Here is a 22,505-nt window from a genome sequence, read left to right as displayed (position 1 = left end):
CCCCATATTGGGCCGACTGTCGCGTGAAGGAATCCACAAGTTGAGCGATCTTCTCTCTCATCGTCTGGCACTGCTGGCCGAGCAAACCAACCTGCCGCTGCTCAGCCAATGCCTGCACGGGATCGAGCGCGAATGCCTGCGCGTCGATGCGCACGGGCAGCTGGCCCACAGCCCGCATCCGCGTGCCCTCGGCTCGGCGCTGACGCATCCACAGATCACCACCGACTATTCCGAGGCGCTGCTGGAGTTCATCACCGGCACCGACCAGGACCCGCGCAACACGCTGGCCGAGCTGGAGACCATCCACCGGTTCACCTACGCCAAGCTCGACGGCGAATTCCTCTGGAGCCCGTCGATGCCCTGTCCGCTGCCAGACGAGGCGGACATTCCCATCGCCGAGTACGGCAGCTCCAACGTCGGCCGGCTCAAGCACGTCTACCGCCAGGGCCTGGCGCTGCGCTACGGCAAGACCATGCAGTGCATCGCCGGCATTCACTACAACTTCTCGCTGCCCGAGCAGCTGTGGGCGGTGCTGCAGGCCGACGACGGCGACCCGCGCAGCGCGCAGGACTATCGCTCCAGTCGCTACATCAGCCTGATCCGCAACTTCCGTCGCCACAGCTGGCTGTTGATGTACCTGTTCGGCGCCTCGCCGGCGCTGGATGCCGGCTTCCTGCGTGGCCGCGCGCACCAGCTCGAATCGCTCGACGAGCACACGCTCTACCTGCCCTGGGCGACCAGCCTGCGCATGAGCGACCTGGGTTACCAGAACAACGCCCAGGCCGGTCTGACGCCCTGCTACGACGACCTGCCCAGCTATACCGAAAGCCTTTACCACGCGGTCTCCACGCCCTACCCCGAGTACGTGGCGCTGGGCACCAAGGATGCCGCCGGCAACTGGCAGCAGCTCAACACCAACGTGCTGCAGATCGAAAACGAGTACTACTCCAACATCCGCCCCAAGCGCGTCACCGCGGTCGGCGAACGGCCGCTGCAGGCGCTGCGGGCGCGCGGCATCCAGTACATCGAAGTGCGCTGCCTGGACATCAACCCGTTTCTGCCGCTGGGCATCGACCTCGGCGAGGCGCGCTTCCTCGATGCCTTCCTGTTGTTCTGCGCGCTGGATGACAGCCCCTGTCTGGCCGAAGGCGAATGCGGCGCGGCCACCGACAACTTCCTCAAGGTGGTCAAGGAGGGCCGGCGTCCGGGCCTGGAGCTGCGCCGCCGCGGCGAGAGCGTGCCCCTCACCGTGTGGGCCGGCGAGCTGCTCGACGGCATCGGTCGTGTCGCCGCGCTGCTCGATCGCAGCCACGGTGATGCGCGGCATGCCGAGGCGCTTGCCGAACAGCGCGCCAAGGTTGCCGACAGCCGCCTGACCCCGTCGGCACGCGTGCTCGACGAGCTGCGCCGCAGCGGCGAGAGCTTCAGCCGATTCGCCATGCGCCAGACGCTCCGCCATGCCGAGCATTTCCGCGCAAAGCCGCTGGCCGCCGAGGTGCTGGCCGGTTTCGAGGCTGCGGCGCGCCAGTCGCTGGAACAGCAGGCGGCGACGGAAGCCGCCGACCGCCTGGATTTCGACAGCTTCGTCGCCGACTACCAGCGCAGCCTCGACGCCTGATCGTTGCCTGCGGCGGGCGCGATGCCCGCCGCCAGCGCCTCAGAGCGCTTTTTCGAAGATCTTCGAGTTGCGCTGGAAGTTGTACAGCGAGGCGCGTGCCGCCGGCAGGTGCTCGACGCCGATCGGCTCGAAGCCGCGCTCGCGGAACCAGTGGGCGGTGCGCGTGGTGAGCACGATGAGCTTCTTCAGCCCCAGCTTGCGCGCACGCTCCTCGATGCGTTCGAGCAGCTCGTCGCCGCGCCCGCCATGGCGGTATTCCGGGTTGACCGCCAGACAGGCCAGCTCGCCGGCATCCGAATCGGCGATCGGATAGAGCGCCGCGCAGGCGATGATCAGCCCGTCGCGCTCGACGATGCTGAACTGCTCGACCTCACGCTCCAGCACTTCGCGCGAGCGCCGCACCAGAATGCCCTGCTCCTCCAGCGGGGTGATCAGGTCGATCAGCCCGCCGACGTCCTCGATGGTTGCCTCGCGCAGCTGCTCGAACTGCTCCTGGGTCACCAGCGTGCCGGCGCCGTCGCGAGTGAACAGCTCGTTGAGCAACGCGCCGTCGTCGGCGTAGCTGACCACGTGACTGCGCCGCACGCCGCCGCGGCAGGCCTGCGCGGCGGCATCCAGCAGCTCGGCCTGGTACTGGCTGCCGAGGCGTTCGACGTAGGCCGGAATCTGCTGCGGGCGCAGCTCGCGCACCAGCCGGCCGCTCTCGTCCAGCAGCCCGGTTTCGGCGCCATAAAGCACCAGCTTGTCGGCCTGCAGATCGATGGCGGCGCGGGTGGCGACGTCCTCACACGCGAGGTTGAAAATCTCGCCGGTCGGCGAGTAGCCCAGCGGCGACAGCAGCACGATGGTGCGCTCGTCGAGCAGGCGGCCGATGCCCTTGCGGTCGATGCGCCGCACCTCGCCGGTGTGGTGCAGGTCGACCCCGTCGAGCACGCCGATCGGTCGCGCGGTGACGAAGTTGCCGCTGGCCACGCGCAGCCGCGCACCCTGCATGGGCGAGGCGGCCATGTCCATCGACAGCCGCGCTTCCAGCGCGATGCGCATCTGCCCGACCGCATCGATCACGCATTCCAGCGTCGCTGCGTCGGTGATGCGCAGGTCACGGTGATAGCGCGGCTCGATGCCGCGCGCCGCCAGGCGCGCCTCGATCTGCGGGCGCGAGCCGAACGCCAGTACCAGACGCACGCCGAGGCTGTGCAGCAGCACCAGGTCGTGGACGATGTTGGCGAAGTTGGCATGCTCCAGGCCGTCGCCCGGCAGCATGACGACGAAGGTGCGGTCGCGGTGCGAATTGATGTAGGGCGAGGAGTCGCGAAGCCAGGTGACGTAGTCGTGCATGGATGAACCCGTGGGATTGACGTAGAGGCGCGGCGTCAAGCCCGCGCCGGTTGCAGACAATAGTGCTCGATCATCCGCCGCAGCAGCTGCACGGTCGGCTCGATACGCGCCAGCGCAAGATACTCGTCCGGCTGGTGCGCGCAGGCGATGTCGCCGGGGCCGAGGATCAGCGTCTGGCAGCCGAGCTGCTGAAGATAAGGCGCTTCGGTGGCGAACGCCACCGCGTGGGCGGCGTGGCCGGTGAGGCGCTCGGCAAGCTGCACCAGCTCGCTATCGGCGGCCTGCTCGAAGGCCGGCACGCTGGGGAAGATCGGCGCCAGCTCGATGTTTACCCGATGCTGCTCGGCCAGCGGCTGCAGGCGCTGGCGGATCGCCGTGCGCAGCTGCGCCGGGTCCATGCCCGGCAGCGGGCGCAGGTCGAATTCCAGCGCGCACTGGCCGCAGATGCGGTTGGGATTGTCGCCGCCGTGGATGCAGCCGAGATTGAGCGTCGGCCCCGGCACGTCGAACAGCGGGTTGTTGAACTCGGCCTGCCACTCGCGGCGCAGCGCCAGCAGCTCGCCCATCGCCGCGTGCATCGCCTCCAGTGCGCTGTGGCCGTAGGCTGGATTGGACGAGTGACCGCTCTGCCCGAGGATGTCCAGGCGCTCCATCATGATGCCCTTGTGCAGCCGCACCGGGCGCAGGCCGGTGGGCTCGCCGATCAGCGCGGCCCGCCCGAGCGGCTGACCGGCCGCCGCCAGCGCGCGGGCGCCGGACATCGAGCTTTCCTCGTCACAGGTGGCGAGGATCAGCAGCGGCTGGCGGAACGGCTGGTCGAGCAGCGTGCGCACCGCCTCGATCACCAGTGCAAAGAAGCCCTTCATGTCGCAGCTGCCCAGCCCGTACCAGCGGTCGTCGGCCTCGCGCAGGCGCAGCGGGTCGGACGTCCACAGCCCGGCATCGTAGGGCACGGTATCGCTGTGTCCGGCCAGCACCAGGCCGCCCGGGCCGGAGCCGTAGACGGCCAGCAGGTTGAACTTGCCGGGGGCAACTTCGGGGGTCTCGCAGGCGAAGCCCAGCTCACCGAGCCAGCCGGCCAGCAGCTCGATCACGGCGCGGTTGCTCTGGTCCCAGCCGGGCTGAGTGCAGCTCACCGACGGCGCGGCGATCAGCGCGGCGAACTGCTCCTTGAGAGAGGGGATGGGCACGGACGGCTCCTCGGCATGGCGAACGACGCGTGCAGTGAAGCATGAAACCCGTCGCGATGCCGAAATCGCGCCGCCCAGCGACCAGCGGGCGGCGCCGCAATCAGCCGAACAGGCCCTGCAGGATGCTGAAGAACACGATCGACAGCAGTGCACCGGCCGGCAGCGTGACGATCCAGGAAACGAAGATCTTGCCGATCACACCCAGATTCAGCGCGCCGATGCCGCGCGCGATGCCGATGCCGAGCACCGCGCCAACCAGCGTATGGGTGGTGGACACCGGCAGGCCGATGGCCGAAGCGCCGACCACGGTGGACGCCGTCGCCAGTTCGGCGGCGAAACCGCGGCTGGGCGTCAGCTCGGTGATTTCCTTGCCGACGGTGGCGATCACCTTGTAACCGTAGGTAGCCAGGCCGATGACGATCCCCAGCGCACCGAGCAGCAGCACCCAGCCCGGCACGGCGGACTTGGCGGCGATGTCGCTGGCACCGCCGGACTCGATCACGCCGACGATGGCCGCCAGCGGACCGACTGCGTTGGCCACGTCGTTGGCACCGTGGGCGAAGGCCATCGAGCAGGCGGTGAACACCATCAGTACGGCGAACACCTTCTCCACGCTGGCGAAGTGGAAGGTGCGATCCGCTTCCGCGTCGACCTTGATGCGCGACAGCAGCGCGATGCCGGCGAACATCACCAGCAAACCGATGGCCACCGCCAGCAGCAGGCCCTGCGCGCCGGAAAGGTGCAACCCGACATGCTTGAGGCCCTTGGTCACAGTCATCAACGCGACCATGAAGCCGGTGGCGAACATGTACAGCGGCACATAGCGCTTGGCGTTACGGAACGGTTCTTCGGTATCCATGATCAGCCGCTGCACGCTCAGGAACAGGCCGAAAGCCACCAATCCGGAAAGGAACGGCGTGATCACCCAGCTGGCGACGATCGGGCCGATCGCGCCCCAATGCACGGCGTCCATCGAGATGCCGACGGCGGCGAAGCCGATCACCGCGCCGATGATCGAGTGCGTGGTCGACACCGGCCAGCCGCGTGAGGTCGCGATCAGCAGCCAGGTGCCGGCGGCCAGCAGCGCCGACATCATGCCCAGCACCATCAGGTCCGGCGTAATGATCTCCGCATCGACGATGCCGTTCTTGATCGTCTCGGTCACTTCGCCGCCGGCCAGGTAGGCGCCGCAGAATTCGAAGATCATGGCGATGAAGATCGCCTGGCGGATGGTCAGTGCCTTGGAGCCGACCGAGGTGCCCATCGCATTGGCCACGTCATTGGCGCCCACGCCCCAGGCCATGAAGAAGCCGAACAAGCAGGCGAGCACGAGGAGTACGAAACCGTATTCCGAGAGAAGAGACATAAGGATTACCTGTTGAAGCCAGAAAGGATGCTGGCGCTCAGCGCGCCAGCAATTGTTCCAGTCGGTTGCCGACGCGTTCGGCACGGTCGGCGATGTCGCCAACCCATTCGATGATCTTGTAGAGGAAGATCACATCCACGGGCGGAAGGTCCTTTTCCAGCTGATACAGGTTGCGCCGCACGGCGACCTGCATGCGGTCGGTGTCGCGCTCGATGTCTTCGAGCTCCTCGACCATTTTCTCCACGAGTGCGGCTTCGCGGCCGCTGAAGCCGGTTTCCAGCAGAGCGTCGAGTTCCTTGAGCGCCTTGAGCGCCTGGGTGCTGGCATCGACGCAACGCTGCACATAAGCCAGCATCTGCGGCTGCAGCTGCGGCGGAATGTTCATGCAGCGGCCGAGCATCAGGCCGGCGATGTCCTTGGCCCGATTGGCAATCTTGTCCTGCACGCTCAGCAGATCGAGCAGGTCCGAGCGCGGCACCGGCAGGAACAGACTCTTGGGCAGGTGCTGGCGGACGCTCTTTTTCAGTTTGTCGGCCTCGTTCTCCAGCTGAACCATTTCCTGCTGGATCTGCTCGACGCGTTCCCAGTCCTGCGCCATCACCGCCTGGAAGAACGGAACCAGGTTCGCCGCGCATTCGTGGGATTTGGCCATGTGCTGCTGCATCGGGCCAATGGGCGAACGGCCGAAGAGACTGACAAACGGATTGATTGGCATAGACAGCGCCTTTCGGTAAGGAAGCCGCGATTATAAAACTAATGTGACCGCCTGGCGGAAAAACCTTGGCCGGGCCGGGCGCCGGGCGTCGGTTACATATCCAAAGGCCATGATGTGAACCTTCTGGCATAATCGCGCGCCTCCAAAGAACCCCCGCGGACACTCTCATGTTCGATCTCTTCAGCGGCCTGGACTTCTGGGTCGCAGCCAGCCTCGTCCTCGCCCTGCTCTTCGTCCTCAGTTTCGAGTTCATCAACGGCTTCCACGACACCGCCAACGCAGTGGCAACGGTGATCTACACCAATGCGATGCCGCCGCACCTGGCAGTGGTCTTCTCCGGCATCTTCAACTTTCTCGGCGTGCTGCTCGGCGGCGTCGGGGTGGCCTACGCCATCGTCCACCTGCTGCCGGTGGAACTGCTGATCAACGTCGACACCGGGCGCGGCCTGGTGATGGTATTCGCCCTGCTCGCCGCGGCTATCGCCTGGAACCTCGGCACCTGGTACTTCGGCATCCCGGCCTCCAGTTCGCACACGCTGATCGGCTCGATCCTCGGCGTCGGGCTGGCCAATGCGATGCTCACCGATATCTCGGTGGCCGACGGGGTCAACTGGAAGAAGGCCATCGACATCGGCCTGTCGCTGATCTTCTCGCCGCTGGCGGGCTTCCTGATCGGTGCACTGCTGCTGTGGCTGCTGCGCAAGCGCTTCCCGGTCAACAAGATGCACGACACCCCGCACATCCGCTCGCAGCACAAGGGCAAGAAGCACCCGCCGTTCTGGAACCGCCTGGTGCTGATCGTCTCGGCCATGGCCATGAGCTTCGTGCATGGTTCCAACGACGGCCAGAAAGGCATCGGTCTGATCATGCTGGTGCTGATCGGCATCGTCCCGGCCAAGTTCGTGCTCGACCAGACCAGCACCGGCTACGAGATCGAACGGACCCGTCACGCCGCCGTCCACCTGCAGCAGTTCTATGCGCGTAACCACGACGCGCTGCAGGACTACCTGGCGCTCGGCAAGAACGGCCAGACCGAGCTGCCCCGCCACTTCCGTTGCGACCCGCAGCTCACCGAGCCGACCATCGATGCACTGCTGGGCAGCCTGGACGGAATCACCAACTACCGCGACATGCCGGCCAAACGCCGCATCGAGGTGCGCCGCTACCTGCTCTGCCTGGACGACACGGCGAAGAAGGTCGGCAAGCTGAAGGGCATCCCGAAGCGCGAGCAGGCCGACCTCGACAAGCTGCGCAAGGACCTCACCGCCACCACCGAATACGCGCCGTTCGGCGTGATCCTCGCCGTGGCCCTGGCGCTCGGCCTCGGCACCATGGTCGGCTGGCGGCGCGTGGTGCGCACCGTCGGCGAGAAGATCGGCAAGCAGGGCATGACCTACGCTCAGGGCATGTGCGCGCAGGTCACCGCGGTGTTCGCCATCGGCATGGCCAACCTCTACAGCCTGCCGGTTTCCACCACGCACATCCTCTCCTCCGGCGTCGCCGGTACGATGGTCGCCAACAACAGCGGGCTGCAGATCAACACCATCCGCACGATCCTGATGGCCTGGGTACTGACATTGCCGGCCACCATCGCGCTTTCCGCCGGCCTGTTCTGGCTGGGGACCAAGCTGTTCGTCTGACCCGGCCGCCCGTGCGTGCTACAAAGAGGGGGCTTCGGTCCCCTCTGCCATTGGCAGCGGCACCCGAATCCACCCTATTGCGAGTCGAAGATGGCCAAGGAAACCGAAATCAAGCTGCGCGCCAGCCGTGAAACGCTGCTGGCCCTGCGCGAGCACCCGCTGCTGAAGAAGCGCAACAAGAGCGGCTGGGCGAGCCACGAGCTGTTCAACCAGTACTACGACAGCCCCGACCGCGCCCTCGCGCGCGCCCGGGTCGCCCTGCGCCTGCGCCGCGACGGCGAGCAGGTCATCCAGACGCTCAAGAGCCGCGGCCAGAGCGTTGCCGGGCTGTCCGAGCGTAACGAGTGGGATTGGCACCTGGACAAGGCCAAGCTGGACCTGAAGAAGCTCACCGACGACTGCTGGCCGGCCGAACTGGCCGAGCTGGACAAGAAGACCCTCAAGCCCATCTTCAGCACCGACTTCGTCCGCGAGAAGGCCGAGATCGCCTGGGGCCGCGGCAAGGCCAAGGTGGTCATCGAGGCCGCGCTCGACCTCGGCCAGGTCGAGGCCGGCAAGCGCGCCGAGGAAATCTGCGAGCTGGAGCTGGAACTGCGCCAGGGCGAGCCCGAAGCGCTGCTGGAGCTGGCCATCGAACTGGCCGCCGACCTGCCGCTGATGCCCTGCGACATCAGCAAGGCCGAGCGCGGCTACCGTCTCTACGATGCCGAAGGCTATGGCCTCAATCTGCCAGCACCGGTGCTGGACGCCAGCATGCCGCTGGACGACGCGGTGCCCGCGCTCGGCTGGCAGCTGCTCGGCAACAGCCAGCGGCTGGCCGAGCAATACCGCTTCAATGGTCACTGGAAGCTGCTGAACGACTGGCTGGCGCAACTGATCGAGCTGCGCGCGCTGCTCGGCAGCCTCGGCCAGGCCGCGCCGCGCGCCAGCAGCCGCGAGCTGCGCGAGCTGCTCGATGCCTTGATCGGCGACTGGCGCCCGCGCCTGGAAGCCGGCCAGGATGACGAGGCGATCCGCCAGGCCGCACCGGCAGAATTCGCCGCCGAACTCGGCCGCACTCGCTGGGGCCTGTTCTCGCTGAAGGCCTCGCAATGGCTGCTGCAGCGCGGCTGGACCGTCGGCCGCAATGCACGGGGCGATCGCCAAGGCGCTGCCGAGCTGGGCAAATGGCTGATGCACCTGCTCGCCGAGGAAGCCAAGGCGCTGCAATTGCCGCGCTACCAGCGCCAGCCCGAAGACCTGGTCGAGCAGAGCCCGCGCATGGAGCGCCTGCTGGTCTGGCTGCACCTGGCCCGCGGCGTGCTGCTGGAACTGCCGGAAACCGATCGCCTGTATGGCGAACTGGCCAAGCTCCATGAGCTGGCGCGCCAGCCGCTGACCGACGAGGCCCGCCAACTGCGTGCCGAGCAGGCGCATATTGTGTGGACGCTCAAGGCCTGGAAACTGCTCGAGAAGTAAGCTGCGCAGCGCGGGTCAGGCCGGCGCCAACGGCGCCACCGACCCTGCGCCGCCGAAGCGGAGTCGGCCCACGGCCCGCCGCTGCCTTTGCCCAGGAGTCGCTTTTCATGTCCGCCTTCGCCCCGTCCCTCGCCGACCGACCGCTCGACCTCAACGACCTGCTGCGCGAGCTGGTCGCCCAGGGTCGCGTCGACCAGGAAAGCGCCGAGCAGTGCCTGGCGGTACGCCGCAGCGCGGTGAACAACCAGCAGCATCCGCTGGAATTTCTCGCCGCGCAGCAGCTCGACGACCGCCAGCGCGCCGGCAAGAAGCTCGACCTGGAAACCCTCACCGCCTGGCTGGCGGAGCTGGCCGGCCAGCCCTACCTGCGCATCGACCCGCTGAAGATCGACGTCGCCGCCGTCACCCCGCTGATGTCCTACGCCTTCGCTCAGCGCCACAAGATTCTCGCCGTGGCGGTAGACGGTCATAGCGTGACCATCGCCAGCGCCCAGCCCTTCGTCAAAGGCTGGGAAGCCAACCTCACGCACGTGCTCAAGCGCCCGATCACGCGCGTGGTGGCCAACCCGGCAGACATCCAGCGCTTCACCGTGGAGTTCTACCGCCTGGCCAAGTCGGTCAGCGGCGCCACCGCCACGGACCAGAAGATCAGCGGCGTCGGCAACTTCGAGCAGCTGCTCAACCTCGGCGCCAGCGACCAGGAACCGGACGCCAACGACTCGCACATCGTCAACATCGTCGACTGGCTGTTCCAGTACGCCTTCCAGCAGCGCGCCAGCGACATCCACATCGAACCGCGGCGTGAGCAGGGCACCGTGCGCTTTCGCATCGACGGCGTGCTGCACAACGTCTACCAGTTCCCGCCACAGGTGACGATGGCGGTGGTCAGCCGCCTGAAATCGCTCGGCCGCATGAACGTCGCCGAGAAACGCAAGCCGCAGGATGGCCGGGTCAAGACCAAGACCCCGGACGGCGGCGAAGTCGAGCTGCGCCTGTCGACGCTACCGACCGCCTTCGGCGAAAAGATGGTGATGCGCATCTTCGACCCGGAGGTGCTGCTCAAGGGCTTCGACCAGCTGGGCTTTTCCGCCGACGATCTGCGCCGCTGGCAGAGCATGACCTGCCAGCCCAACGGCATCATCCTGGTCACCGGGCCGACCGGCTCGGGCAAGACCACCACGCTCTACACCACGCTCAAGCAGCTGGCGACGCCCGAGGTGAACGTCTGCACCATCGAGGACCCGATCGAGATGATCGAGGGCGCCTTCAACCAGATGCAGGTGCAGCACAACATCGACCTGACCTTCGCCAGCGGCGTGCGCGCGCTGATGCGCCAGGACCCGGACATCATCATGGTCGGCGAGATCCGCGACCTGGAAACCGCCGAGATGGCCATCCAGGCCGCGCTCACCGGGCACCTGGTGCTCTCCACCCTGCACACCAACGACGCGCCCAGCGCCATCAGCCGACTGCTCGAACTCGGCGTGCCGCACTATCTGCTCAAGGCCACCGTGCTCGGCGTGATGGCCCAGCGGCTGGTGCGCACGCTCTGTCCGCACTGCAAGACGCCGGTGCAGCTGGACGCCGACGACTGGACCGCGCTGACCAAGCCGTGGAACGCGCCGCTGCCCACCCATGCGCAGCAGGCGGTGGGCTGCCTGGAATGCCGCGACACCGGCTATCGCGGGCGCGCCGGCGTCTACGAGATCATGCTGCTCAACGATGCGATCAAGCCGCTGATCACCGCCGACACCGACCTCGTCGCCCTGCGTCGTCAGGCCTTCAAGGACGGCATGCGCAGCCTGCGCCTGTCCGGCGCACAGAAGGTCGCCGCCGGCCTCACCACCCTCGAAGAAGTGCTGCGGGTGACGCCGCAGAGCGAGCAGCGCTGAGGCCCGCCGCTCGGCAAGGCCGGAACGCCGCCGGCCGGCACCTGCTACCCTGATCCGCCCGACCGCGAGGAGCACCGCAATGCGCATCGGCCTGATCGCCGACACCCACGGCCTGCTCCGCCCCGAAGCGCTGGCGGCGCTGCGCGGCTGCACGCAGATCATCCATGCCGGCGACGTCGGCAAGCCCGCGGTGCTCGACGGGCTACGCGCGATTGCGCCGCTGGCGGCGATTCGCGGCAACGTCGACCACGGCGACTGGGCGCTGGCCCTGCCGGAACGACTGGACCTGCGCATCGCCGGGCTCACCCTCCACGTGCTGCATGACCTCAAGCAACTGGATCGCGACCCCGTCGCCGCCGGTATCGATGTGGTGATCGCCGGCCATTCGCACCAGCCGAAGGTCGAGCGGCGCGACGGCGTGCTCTACGTCAACCCGGGCAGCGCCGGGCCGCGGCGCTTCAGCCTGCCGATCAGCCTCGCCGTGCTGGAGCTGGATGGCGGCCAAGCGCAGGTCGAGCTCATCAACCTCAGCTGACGCCCATGTAGCGTCCGGCGCGGTGGTTGATCGCCAGCACCAGATTCAGCGCCACCGCGCCCAGCACCGACAGCAGCACCCGCTCCGGCGCGACGACGAACACCGCCGCCAGCACGATCAGCGCATCGATGGCCATCTGCACCTTGCCGGCGCGCAGGCCGAAGCGTTCCTGCAGGAACAGCGCGAGGATGTTCACCCCGCCCAGGCTGGCGCGATGACGGAACAGGATGAGCAGGCCGACACCCATCGCGAAGCCGCCGAACACCGCGGCGTAGACCAGATTCAGCTCGGCGAAGCGCACCCACTGCGGGGTCAGCTCGGCGAACAGCGACACCAGCGCCACCGCACAGACCGTGCGCAGGGTGAATTTCCAGCCCATGCGCCAGATTGCCAGGGCGTAGAACGGCAGGTTGAGCAAAAAGAACGCCGGGCCGAACGACCAGTCGGCCAGGTATTTGAGCAGGAAGGCCAGCCCCACCGTGCCGCCGGTGAGCAGCCCGGCGTGGGCGTAGAACGCGATGCCGAGGGCGACCAGCGCCGTGCCGGTGAGCAGCGCCAGGGCATCTTCCCAGAGCGGGTGGCGAACGAAGATCGCCGATACGCGCCCGGCTGGCGGTACGTCGGATTCGCGGGTCTGCATCGGATGGTCTCGCAATGATGGCTGCGCAAGGATAGAAGCTGGGCCGGCCGAGGACCTTGGCGCCGATCAAGCGAGCCCGAAAGTCAGCGCCGCGTCCAGGTCTCGAAACGGTAGGCCGGCGCCTCGCCTTCGGCCGGATGGGCCTGGCTGTCGACGCATTGCCATTGGTTCTCGTCGAATGCCGGGAAGAAGGCATCGCCCTCCGGCTGCGCATCGATGCGGGTCAGATAGAGCCGCTGCGCCCGGCCCAGCGCCTGCGCGTAGAGCTGCGCGCCGCCGATCAGCATCAGCTCGTCGACACCCTGCTCGCGCGCCCACTGCTCGGCACGCACCAGCGCGGCCTCGAGTTCGGTGAAAGTCTCCGCGCCATCGAGCTGCAGATCCGTCTGGCGGCTGACCACCAGATTGAGCCGTCCCGGCAGCGGCCGACCGAGCGAATCCCAGGTCTTGCGGCCCATGATGATCGGCTTGCCGAGGGTCATGGCCTTGAAATGCTTGAGATCGGCGGGCAGGTGCCAGGGCATGCGGTTGTCGAGACCGATCACGCGGTTGTGCGCGAATGCGGCGATCATGGCGAGGGGCAGGCGGGTCTGATTCATGGCGGCGAGCATAGCAGAGCGCCCCGGCGCGCTGCAGCGCCAACCGTTTGTCGGTTTCATGGTGCTGCAACAGGCGCGACCGCGAAGCGTCAAGCTACGGTCATTCGCGTCGCGCAGGCTGGGGTTTCCCATCCCGAGGAGATGCCACCCATGGCACGCACCATCGTTTCCCTTCGCCCCTGGCTGGCCGCCTGCGGCCTGCTGCTGCCGCTCGCCGGCGTCGCCGCGCCGGACGACCGTCAGGCACAACGCCATGCCGAACGCGCCGAACCCGCGCCGCTGGTGATCGCCCACCGCGGTGCCAGCGGCTATGTGCCCGAACACACCCTGGCCGCCTATGCGCTGGCGGTGCTGCAAGGCGCCGACTACATCGAGCCGGACCTGGTGATGACCCGCGACGGCCAGCTGGTCGCCCGCCACGACAACGAGCTGGGCCTGACCACCGATGTTTCCCAGCGCCCCGAGTTCGCCACGCGTAAGCGCACCCAGCAGGTCGATGGCGTGGCGCTCACCGGCTGGTTCAGCGAGGACTTCACCCTCGCCGAACTCAAGACCCTGCGCGCCATCGAGCGCATACCAGAGATCCGTCCGGGCAACGCCCGCCTCGACGGCGGCCTGGAGATTCCGACGCTGCAAGAGATCATCGATCTGGTGAAGACGCTGCAGCTCAGCCAGGGGCGGCGCATCGGCCTGTACCCGGAAACCAAGCATCCGACCCACTTCCGGCAGCTCGGCCTGGCGATGGAGAAGCCGCTGGTACGCATTCTCGCGCGCAACGGCTACGTCGGCCGGCAGGCGCCGGTGTACATCCAGTCGTTCGAGGTGGACAACCTCAAGACGCTGAGCAGCCTCACCCGCCTGCGCCTGGTGCAGCTGTTCGGCTCTGGTCAGCCCTACGACCAGCAGGTGCGCGGCAGCCAGCTGACCTACGCGCAGATGGCCACGCCGGCGGGCCTCAAGGCCATTGCCCGCTACGCCAGCGGCGTCGGCCCGGAGAAGGGCTACATCATCCCGCGCGACGCCGACGGCAACCTCGGTGCGCCGACCCGCTTCGTCGCCGACGCCCACGCCGCTGGCCTCAAGGTGCACCCGTACACCTTCCGCGCCGAGAATGCCTTCCTGCCGACCAGCCTGCGCAGCAGCGACCAACCCCAGGCCCGCGGCGACGTCGAGGCGGAGATCCGCGCCTTCCTCGACGCCGGTATCGACGGGCTGTTCATCGACCAGCCGGACGTGGCCGTGCGTCTGCGTCAGACCCGCTAAGCGTTACGGGCGGCCACGCGGCCGCCCTTAACCGATCCGACCGCTCGTCGCTTTTCTCGCCCTCGGCGAATCTGCGCAGCTACCTGTAACGCCGTGCCGACGCGGGCCAGGCGAAAGCCCCGGCCTTCATCCAAATCTTCCAACAGAAAAGTTGTATACAACCACTGGCGTAACTCGCATCCAATTATCTACAGTGGCCGACACAATAAAAACGAACGGGAGAAGCTACCCATGACTGTGTCCGCCCCCGAAAGACGGCCCGAGGACGAAAACCTCGGTGTCGGCGCCAACCTGGCCTACGGCCTGCAACACGTGCTCACCATGTACGGCGGTATCGTCGCCGTGCCGCTGATCGTCGGCCAGGCCGCCGGCCTGTCGCCCGCCGACATCGGCCTGCTGATCGCCGCCTCGCTGTTCGCCGGCGGGCTGGCGACCCTGCTGCAGACGCTCGGTTTGCCATTCTTCGGTTGCCAGTTGCCGCTGGTACAGGGCGTGTCCTTCGCTGGCGTGGCGACCATGATCGCCATCATCGGCAGCGACGGCGCCGGCGGCCTGCCGGTGGTGTTCGGCGCGGTGATCGCCGCCTCGCTGATCGGCCTGTTCATCACACCGGTGTTCTCGCGCATCACCAAGTTCTTTCCACCGCTGGTCACCGGCATCGTCATCACCACCATCGGTCTGACGCTGATGCCGGTGGCCGCGCGCTGGGCGATGGGCGGCAACAGCCAGGCGCCGGATTTCGGCAGCGTGGCCAACATCTGCCTGGCGGCCTTCACCCTGTTCACCGTGCTGGCACTGAGCAAGGTCGGCAATGCGAGCATCTCGCGCCTGTCGATCCTGCTGGCGATGGTCATCGGTACGCTGGTGGCGGTGTTCTTCGGCATGGCCGACTTCTCCCAGGTACTCGACGGTCCGCTGATGGCGCTGCCTTCGCCGCTGCATTTCGGTGCGCCGGAGTTCCAGCTGGCGGCGATCCTGTCGATGCTGATCGTGATCATCGTCACCCTGGTCGAAACCTCGGCGGACATCCTCGCCGTCGGCGAGATCATCGACACCAAGGTCCACTCCCGCCGCCTGGGCGACGGTCTGCGCGCCGACATGATTTCCAGCTCGCTGGCGCCGCTGTTCGGCTCCTTCACCCAGAGCGCCTTCGCGCAGAACGTCGGCCTGGTCGCGGTGACCGGCGTGAAGAGCCGCTACGTGGTCGCCACCGCCGGCCTGATCCTGGTCACCCTCGGCCTGCTGCCGGTGATGGGCCGGCTGATCGCCGCGGTACCCACCGCCGTGCTCGGTGGCGCCGGCGTGGTGCTGTTCGGCACCGTCGCGGCCAGCGGCATCCGCACCCTGGCGCAGGTCGACTACCGCAACAACATGAACCTGATCATCGTCGCCACCTCGATCGGCTTCGGCATGATTCCGATCGCCGCGCCGAGCTTCTACCATCACTTCCCGGCCTGGTTCGAGACCATCTTCCACTCCGGCATCAGCTCGGCGGCGATCATGGCGATCCTCCTCAACCTGGCATTCAACCACCTCAAGGCCGGCAACTCCGACCAGCAATCGGTGTTCGTCGCCGGCAGCGAGCGCAGCCTGCGCTACCGCGACATCGCCGCGCTGCATGAGGGCGACTACTTCCGCAACGGCAAGCTGTACGACATCGATGGCAACGAGGTGGCGGTGGTCGATGCCCATCACCAGCCCGAACCGCCGGCGCAGCCGCGGATGCACGCCGCCAGCTCCGGCAGCAGCTGAGCACAGCGGCCGGGCGGCGCCGTGCACCGCCCGCCCGGCTGCGGTTATGCTCTGCGCTCATCCCCGGCCGCGGAGCCCCCGGTGAGCGATCCCCGCATTCCCCTCCCCTCGCTGTCCCGTGTCGATCGGCTGTGGCTTACCGAAGCCGTGCGCCTGCGCGAGGAACACGCCGGCCCGCTGGACGACGAGGAAGCCAACCGCCAGGCCCGCGCCGGCGGCGGCGACCTGCCCACCCTCATCGAACGCCGCGCGCTGTGGCTGGCCCGCCGCGACGGCCTGCTCGAAGCGCTGCGCCACTGGCGCCAGGGCGCACGGCTCGGCGCCGTCGCCCTCGCCGTGCTGGCGGTCTTCACCGGCACCGGCCTGGCCTTCGCCGCGCTGGGTGACGGCCAGCGCCCGGTCAACGTGTTCTGGGCGCTCGGCAGCCTGCTCGGGCTCAACCTGCTGACCCTGCTCGGCTGGCTGCTCGGCCTGACTCTGGCCGGCGACAGCGGCGGCGCGCTCGGCCGGCTGTGGCTCTGGCTCAGCGAGAAGCTCGCCCGCGATGCGCGCGCCGCGCAGCTGGCGCCGGCGCTGCCGGTGCTGCTGCAGCGCCAGCGCCTCGGCCGCTGGCTACTCGGCCTCGGCGTGCATGGGATGTGGCTGCTGGCGATGGCCTGCGCGCTGCTCATGCTGCTCGCCCTGCTGGCGACCCGCCGTTACGGCTTCGTCTGGGAAACCACCATCCTCGGCGACAGCGCCTTCCTCGGCCTGACCCAGGCGCTCGGCGCGCTGCCTGCGCTGCTCGGCTTCGGCGTGCCGGATGCCGAGCAGATTCGCGCCAGCGGCACGCTCGCCGGCGATCTGGAAAGCGCGCGGCGGCAATGGGCCGGCTGGCTGGTCGGCGTGGTGCTGGTCTATGGCCTGCTGCCGCGCCTGCTGCTCGCCGCGCTGTGCCTGTGGCGCTGGCGCCGCGGCCGGGCCGCACTGGCGATCGATCTCGAACAGCCGAGCTATCGCCTGCTGCGCGAACGTCTGCAGCCACCCAGCGAACGCCTCGGCATCCGCGATGCCGCGCCGGCACAGCTGCACGCGCCGAGCGCCGGCGCGCAGCTCGATGCCGGCGCCGGCGCCGTGCTGGTGGCCGTCGAGCTGGACGGCAGCCGCGCGTGGCCGCCGCCGCTGCCCAAGGGCGTGGCCGATGCCGGCGTGCTCGATGATCGCGAAGGCCGGCGGCGCCTGCTCGATCAGCTCACGCGCTTCCCGCCGGCACGCCTGGCGATCGCCTGCGACCCGCGGCGTTCGCCGGACCGCGGCACCCTGGCGCTGCTCGGCGAGCTGTCGCGCTGCGCCGCCGCCACCCGCGTCTGGCTGCTGCAGGCGCCGGCCGGCGAGGCGCTGGACAGCGCCCGGCTGGACGCCTGGCATCAAGCGCTGGATGCGCTGGGTCTGGCGCATTCGAGCGCTGCGCCGCTGAACTGGCTGGAGAACGGACATGACTGATGCGCTGAAGCTCGCCGTGGTCGGTCACACCAATGTCGGCAAGACCTCGCTGCTGCGTACGCTGACTCGCGACCGCGGTTTCGGCGAGGTGTCGCACCGCCCCAGCACCACCCGTCACGTCGAGGGCGCGCGGCTGTCGGTGGATGGCCAGGCGCTGCTCGAACTCTACGACACCCCCGGCCTGGAGGACGCCATCGCCCTGCTCGACTACCTCGAGCGGCTGGAGCGCCCCGGTGAGCGCCTCGATGGCCCGGCGCGCACGGCGCGTTTTCTCGACGGCGCCGAGGCGCGCCAGCGTTTCGAGCAGGAAGCCAAGGTGCTGCGCCAGCTGCTGGCCAGCGACGCCGGGCTGTACGTGATCGACGCGCGCGAGCCGGTGCTGGCCAAGTACAAGGACGAGCTGGCGGTACTGGCCGGTTGCGGCAAGCCGCTGCTGCCGGTGCTCAATTTCGTCGCCCAGCCAGGGCATCGCGAGGAGGAGTGGCGCCAGGCGCTGGCGCGGCTCGGCCTGCACGCGCTGGTGCGCTTCGACAGCGTGGCGCCGCCGGTGGACGGCGAGCGCCGCCTGTACGAAAGCCTGGCGCTGCTGCTGGAGCAGGCGCGGCCGCAGCTGCAGCGGCTGATCGAGGAGCACGAAGCGCAGGCCGCCGCACGCCGGGCCAGCGGCGAGCGGCTGATCGCCGAGCTGCTGGTGGATGTCGCCGCCTGTCGGCGCAGCGTGGCGGCGCAGCCGGAACTGGAGCGCGGCGCCATCCGCGACCTGCACGATGCGGTGCGAGGCCGCGAACAACGTTGCGTCGAAGCACTGCTGCGCCTGTACGCCTTCGGCAAAGACGACGCGGCCGCCGGCGAACTGCCGCTGCTCGACGGCCGCTGGGGCGACGATCTGTTCAACCCCGAGACACTCAAACAGCTCGGCGTGAAGATCGGCGGCGGTATGGCGGCCGGTGCGGCGGCCGGGGCCGGGGTCGACCTGATGGTCGGTGGCATCACCCTCGGCGCCGCGGCGCTGCTCGGCGCGCTGGCCGGCGGCGGCGCGCAGACCGCACGGCACTATGGCAACCGCCTGCTGGGCAAGCTCAAGGGCCAGCGCGAACTGAGCGTCGACGATGCCGTGCTGCGTCTCCTCGCGCTGCGCCAGCGCCAGCTGCTCGCCGCCCTCGCCGCGCGCGGCCACGCCGCGCTGGAGGCGATCCGTCTGAGCGGCCCGCAGGATCGCGGCTGGCGCGAAGGCCGCCTGCCCGAGGCGCTGCAACGCTGCCGCGCGCACCCCGAGTGGTCGTCGCTCAACCCCGGCGCGCGCCTGCAGGATGCCGAGCGCCAGGCGACGCTGGACACGCTGCAAGCCGAGCTACACACAGCTGAGACAGGCAGGCTGTTGGTCTGCGCATAAGCCTCTGGTGGGCTGAAGCCCACCCGAGTGGTGCGCAGACAGACGTTTAAGCCCATCCTACGAGCGGCGGCTCAACGCTCCTTGGTGCCTTCCACTTCCTCGGCCATGCGTGCCAGGCCAAGGTGCCGCACGTCCGTGCCGCGCACCAGGTAGATCACCAGTTCGGCGATGTTGCGTGCATGGTCGCCGATGCGTTCCAGCGAGCGCAGCGCCCAGATCACGCTGAGCACGCGGGAGATCGAGCGCGGGTCTTCCATCATGTAGGTGACCAGTTCGCGCAGCGCGGTCTTGTACTCGCGGTCGACGGTCTTGTCGTACTGCGCCACCGACAGCGCCAGGTCGGCGTCGAAGCGGGCGAAGGCGTCGAGCGCTTCCTGCACCATCTTGCGCACCTGGTCGCCGATGTGGCGCACCTCGACGTAGCCCTTGGGCGACTCGCCTTCCTCGCACAACTGGATGGCGCGGCGGGCGATCTTGGTCGCCTCGTCGCCGATGCGCTCGAGGTCGATCACCGACTTGGAGATGCTGATGATCAGGCGCAGGTCGGAGGCCGCCGGCTGGCGGCGGGCGAGGATGCGCACGCACTCCTCATCGATGTTGCGCTCCATCTGGTTGATCTGGTCGTCGACCTCGCGCACTTGCTGGGCCAGGCCCGAATCGGCCTCGATCAGCGCGGTGACCGCGTCGTTGACCTGCTTCTCCACCAGGCCGCCCATCGCCAGCAAGTGGCTGCGCACTTCCTCCAGCTCGGCGTTGAACTGCTGGGAGATGTGTTGGGTGTGGTTGTCTTTGCTGATCATTGTTCTCGCTCCGAGGAGACTGCCGCTAGGCGGCTCTGGTGCGCAGCGCACCTGGAAATAGTCGAGTCGACATTGAGGCCCTTGGGAAATCTTCGCTGGCGCGGAGGGCGTGCGCAGACAGTACATCTAGTACGGCAAGCGCGCCCGACAAAGCCAGGGGAGATTTCCCCATGGCCTCAGCCGTAGCGGCCGGTGATGTAGTCTTCGGTCTGCTTCTTCGCCGGGTTGGTGAACAGCGTATCGGTGTCGCCGTACTCGATCAGCTTGCCCATGTACATGAATGCCGTGTAGTCGGAGACGCGCGCGGCCTGCTGCATGTTGTGGGTAACGATGACGATGGTGTACTTGGACTTCAGCTCGTAGATCAGTTCCTCGACCTTCAGCGAAGAGATCGGGTCGAGCGCCGAACTCGGTTCGTCGAGCAGCAGCACTTCCGGCTGCACGGCGATGGTACGGGCGATCACCAGACGCTGCTGCTGACCACCGGACAGGCCGAGCGCCGACTCGTGCAGGCGATCCTTGACCTCGTCCCACAGCGCCGCGCCCTTGAGCGCCCATTCGACGGTCTCGTCGAGCACGCGCTTGCCCTTGATGCCCTGGATGCGCAGACCATAGACCACGTTCTCGTAGATGCTCTTGGGGAACGGGTTGGGCTTCTGGAACACCATGCCGACGCGACGGCGCAGGTCGGCGACATCCTCGCCCTTGCGGTAGATGTTGTGGCCGTCGAGGTTGATCGCGCCTTCGATGCGGCAGCCGTCGACCAGATCGTTCATCCGGTTGAAGCAGCGCAGCAGCGTGGACTTGCCGCACCCGGACGGGCCGATGAAGGCCGTCACGCGCTGGCGCGGGATGTTCATGCTGACGTTGAACAGCGCCTGCTTCTGCCCGTAGAACAGACTCAGGTCGGGCACCTCGATGGCCACCGGTTCGGTGGCCAGGTCCAGCACGCGCTTGTCGCGGCCGAGCGAAGAAATATCGATGGAATGGGTGTTGCTTTGCATGTGCTCACTCCGTTCGCAGCTGCAAGCTGCAAGCTACCGCCGCACGCCTCGGCCGCTGCCCCGTTCCTCCGGAGACTGGCCTGAAGCGTGCCGCTTCAATTAATGGTCGAGCGCCTTGTACTTCTCGCGCAGGTGGTTGCGGATGACGACCGCACTGAAGTTCAGCACTGCGATGACCAGCACCAGCAGGAACGCGGTGGCGTATACCAGCGGCCGCGCGGCCTCGACGTTGGGGCTCTGGAAGCCGACATCGTAGATGTGGAAGCCCAGGTGCATGATCTTCTGATCCAGGTGCAGATAGGGGTAGTTGCCGTTGAGCGGCAGGTTCGGCGCCAGCTTGACCACGCCGACCAGCATCAGCGGCGCCACTTCACCGGCGGCCCGCGCCACGGCGAGGATCAGGCCAGTCATCATCGCCGGGCTGGCCATCGGCAGCACCACGCGCCACAGCGTCTCGGACTTGGTCGCACCGAGCGCCAGCGAGCCTTCGCGGATCATCCGCGGGATGCGCGCCAAGCCCTCCTCGGTGGCGACGATCACCACCGGCAGGGTGAGGATCGCCAGCGTCAGCGAGGCCCACATCAGCCCCGGCGTGCCGAACACCGGCGCCGGTGCGGCTTCGGGGTAGAAGATGCGGTCCAGTGAGCCACCCAGCACGTAGACGAAGAAGCCCAGGCCGAACACGCCGTAGACGATCGACGGTACGCCGGCGAGGTTGTTCACCGCGATGCGGATCACGCGGGTCAGCACGCCCTGCTTGGCGTATTCGCGCAGGTAGACGGCCGCGATCACGCCGAACGGGGTGACGATCACCGCCATGATCAGGGTCATCAGCACGGTACCGAAGATCGCCGGGAAGATGCCGCCTTCGGTGTTCGCCTCGCGCGGCTCGTCGCTGACGAACTCCCACAGCTTGGCCGCATAGAAGCCCAGCTTGTCGGTGGTGGACATGGCGTTCGGCCGGTAGGCGCGCACCACCTTGCCCATGCTGATCTGCTGCTCGCGGCCGTCGACGGTGCGCACGGTGATGCTGTCGCGGTTGAACTGCTGCTGCAGCGCGATCAGCTCCTGCTCCAGCACGCGGTACTCGGCGTCCCATTCGGCGCGCTCGGCGTCCAGCTCGGCCTGTGCCGCGGCATCCAGACGACCGTCCAGCTCCAGCTTGCGGGTCTTCAGGCGCAGGCGCTCGAGGCCGTGGTTGATCCGGCCGATCTCGACCTTCTCCACCTGACTGATCTGCCCGTGCAACTGCTCGACCCGTTCGAGGCGGCGCTGCAGCTCGGCCCAGGCGGCGTCGCCCTCGGCCACCAGCTGCCCGGCCTCCTTGACGTTGAGCAGCTCGCCGTAGAAGTTGCCCCACTCGCGGCGCTCCAGCACCACCATGTGGTGCGGCGTGCGCGGGTTGCTTAGCCATTCGCCGACCACCCAGGAGAAATCCGCACCGTAGACTTCACGGTTGCCGACCTTGAGCAGTTCGCGGGTCATGAACTCGCCACCCTCGACATTGACCGGCAGGCCGCTGGCCGCCAGCCGCGCGCGCGGCACTTCCTCGGCTTGCACCACCTCGCCGGCCAGCACGCGCGGTGCCTCGCCGGGAACCTGGTAGTCGGCGACCATCACGTCGGCCGGCCAGAAATGCGCCAGGCCGCGCACGCCAATCACGGCCAGCAGGCCCAGGGTCATGATCACCGCGATGGCCACCGCACCGGCGTTCATCCAGATCCACGGAGTGCCACTCTTGACCCAGGTGTTCAACGAATCCTTTTTCACGGATCGATACCTTTTCGAAAATCTCGGCGCAGCCGCCCGCGGGCGGCGCG

The 22,505-nt window shown here is 67.9% G+C and carries 18 protein-coding genes; 9 read left to right on the top strand and 9 right to left on the bottom strand.

Annotation, left to right across the window (positions count from 1 at the left end; translation table 11 throughout):
* Nucleotides 1-40: 40 nt before the first annotated feature.
* Entirely contained in the window at nt 41-1,618 is a 1,578-nt protein-coding gene (gshA, locus tag NAV27_RS01300; protein ID WP_102828017.1) for a glutamate--cysteine ligase, read from the top strand.
* Nucleotides 1,619-1,657: 39 nt separating this feature from the next.
* Here gshA and argA read toward each other — a convergent pair whose 3' ends face one another.
* From argA to NAV27_RS01280, 4 genes are all read right to left on the bottom strand, one after another.
* On the bottom strand, nt 1,658-2,956 hold the full coding sequence (argA, locus tag NAV27_RS01295; RefSeq protein WP_008569410.1) for an amino-acid N-acetyltransferase: 1,299 nt from the start codon (nt 2,954-2,956) through the stop codon (nt 1,658-1,660).
* A gap of 35 nt (nt 2,957-2,991) precedes the next feature.
* Nucleotides 2,992-4,146, bottom strand: coding sequence for an acetylornithine deacetylase (gene argE / locus NAV27_RS01290; RefSeq protein WP_102828018.1), 1,155 nt, complete (start codon nt 4,144-4,146; stop codon nt 2,992-2,994).
* Nucleotides 4,147-4,246: 100 nt separating this feature from the next.
* A complete protein-coding gene (locus tag NAV27_RS01285) occupies nt 4,247-5,512 on the bottom strand; it encodes an inorganic phosphate transporter (RefSeq protein WP_102828019.1) in 1,266 nt (421 codons plus the stop codon).
* Nucleotides 5,513-5,549: 37 nt separating this feature from the next.
* Nucleotides 5,550-6,227: a TIGR00153 family protein gene (locus NAV27_RS01280; RefSeq protein WP_102828020.1), complete on the bottom strand. Its 678-nt coding sequence runs from the start codon at nt 6,225-6,227 to the stop codon at nt 5,550-5,552.
* A gap of 167 nt (nt 6,228-6,394) precedes the next feature.
* Between NAV27_RS01280 and NAV27_RS01275 the strand changes: the two genes are divergently transcribed.
* From NAV27_RS01275 to NAV27_RS01260, 4 genes are all read left to right on the top strand, one after another.
* A complete protein-coding gene (locus tag NAV27_RS01275; RefSeq protein ID WP_102828021.1) occupies nt 6,395-7,867 on the top strand; it encodes an inorganic phosphate transporter in 1,473 nt (490 codons plus the stop codon).
* A gap of 90 nt (nt 7,868-7,957) precedes the next feature.
* Nucleotides 7,958-9,325, top strand: coding sequence for a CYTH domain-containing protein (locus NAV27_RS01270; RefSeq protein ID WP_102828022.1), 1,368 nt, complete (start codon nt 7,958-7,960; stop codon nt 9,323-9,325).
* 107 nt (nt 9,326-9,432) lie between these two features.
* Nucleotides 9,433-11,217 (top strand): type IV pilus assembly ATPase TfpB, encoded by a 1,785-nt coding sequence (gene tfpB / locus NAV27_RS01265; protein ID WP_102828023.1) that lies wholly within the window; start codon nt 9,433-9,435, stop codon nt 11,215-11,217.
* A gap of 79 nt (nt 11,218-11,296) precedes the next feature.
* Nucleotides 11,297-11,752, top strand: coding sequence for a metallophosphoesterase family protein (locus tag NAV27_RS01260; protein WP_102828024.1), 456 nt, complete (start codon nt 11,297-11,299; stop codon nt 11,750-11,752).
* Here the strand turns inward: NAV27_RS01260 and NAV27_RS01255 are convergent.
* Nucleotides 11,745-12,392, bottom strand: a complete 648-nt coding sequence (locus tag NAV27_RS01255) for a YitT family protein (RefSeq protein ID WP_043295313.1) — start codon at nt 12,390-12,392, stop codon at nt 11,745-11,747. The genes NAV27_RS01260 and NAV27_RS01255 overlap by 8 nt on opposite strands.
* An 83-nt stretch (nt 12,393-12,475) precedes the next feature.
* Nucleotides 12,476-12,991, bottom strand: coding sequence for a dihydrofolate reductase (locus tag NAV27_RS01250; protein WP_223249975.1), 516 nt, complete (start codon nt 12,989-12,991; stop codon nt 12,476-12,478).
* 150 nt (nt 12,992-13,141) lie between these two features.
* Here NAV27_RS01250 and NAV27_RS01245 point away from each other — a divergent pair, with 150 nt between their 5' ends.
* From NAV27_RS01245 to NAV27_RS01230, 4 genes are all read left to right on the top strand, one after another.
* On the top strand, nt 13,142-14,254 hold the full coding sequence (locus tag NAV27_RS01245; RefSeq protein WP_102828025.1) for a glycerophosphodiester phosphodiesterase: 1,113 nt from the start codon (nt 13,142-13,144) through the stop codon (nt 14,252-14,254).
* 231 nt (nt 14,255-14,485) lie between these two features.
* On the top strand, nt 14,486-16,006 hold the full coding sequence (locus NAV27_RS01240; protein WP_102828026.1) for a nucleobase:cation symporter-2 family protein: 1,521 nt from the start codon (nt 14,486-14,488) through the stop codon (nt 16,004-16,006).
* Nucleotides 16,007-16,087: 81 nt separating this feature from the next.
* A complete protein-coding gene (locus NAV27_RS01235; protein ID WP_369805790.1) occupies nt 16,088-17,488 on the top strand; it encodes a DUF2868 domain-containing protein in 1,401 nt (466 codons plus the stop codon).
* Complete coding sequence (locus tag NAV27_RS01230; protein ID WP_102828027.1) at nt 17,481-18,881, top strand: GTPase/DUF3482 domain-containing protein; 1,401 nt, start codon at nt 17,481-17,483, stop codon at nt 18,879-18,881. Before NAV27_RS01235 ends, NAV27_RS01230 begins: the two co-directional genes overlap by 8 nt.
* A gap of 71 nt (nt 18,882-18,952) precedes the next feature.
* Here the strand turns inward: NAV27_RS01230 and phoU are convergent, their stop codons facing one another.
* The 3 genes from phoU to pstA form a co-directional block, all read right to left on the bottom strand.
* Nucleotides 18,953-19,681 carry a phosphate signaling complex protein PhoU gene (phoU, locus tag NAV27_RS01225; protein WP_043295305.1) on the bottom strand — a complete coding sequence of 243 codons (729 nt, stop codon included), beginning with the start codon at nt 19,679-19,681 and terminating at the stop codon, nt 18,953-18,955.
* A gap of 176 nt (nt 19,682-19,857) precedes the next feature.
* Nucleotides 19,858-20,685: a phosphate ABC transporter ATP-binding protein PstB gene (gene pstB, locus NAV27_RS01220; RefSeq protein ID WP_054093961.1), complete on the bottom strand. Its 828-nt coding sequence runs from the start codon at nt 20,683-20,685 to the stop codon at nt 19,858-19,860.
* 99 nt (nt 20,686-20,784) lie between these two features.
* Nucleotides 20,785-22,455, bottom strand: a complete 1,671-nt coding sequence (gene pstA / locus NAV27_RS01215) for a phosphate ABC transporter permease PstA (RefSeq protein WP_102828028.1) — start codon at nt 22,453-22,455, stop codon at nt 20,785-20,787.
* Nucleotides 22,456-22,505: the final 50 nt, after the last annotated feature.

It is taken from the genome of Stutzerimonas degradans (genome assembly GCF_024448505.1).
Taxonomy (GTDB): Bacteria; Pseudomonadota; Gammaproteobacteria; order Pseudomonadales; family Pseudomonadaceae; genus Stutzerimonas; species Stutzerimonas degradans.
Note: the sequence above shows the minus strand (reverse complement) of the source record. Positions and strands in the feature narration are given on the sequence as shown.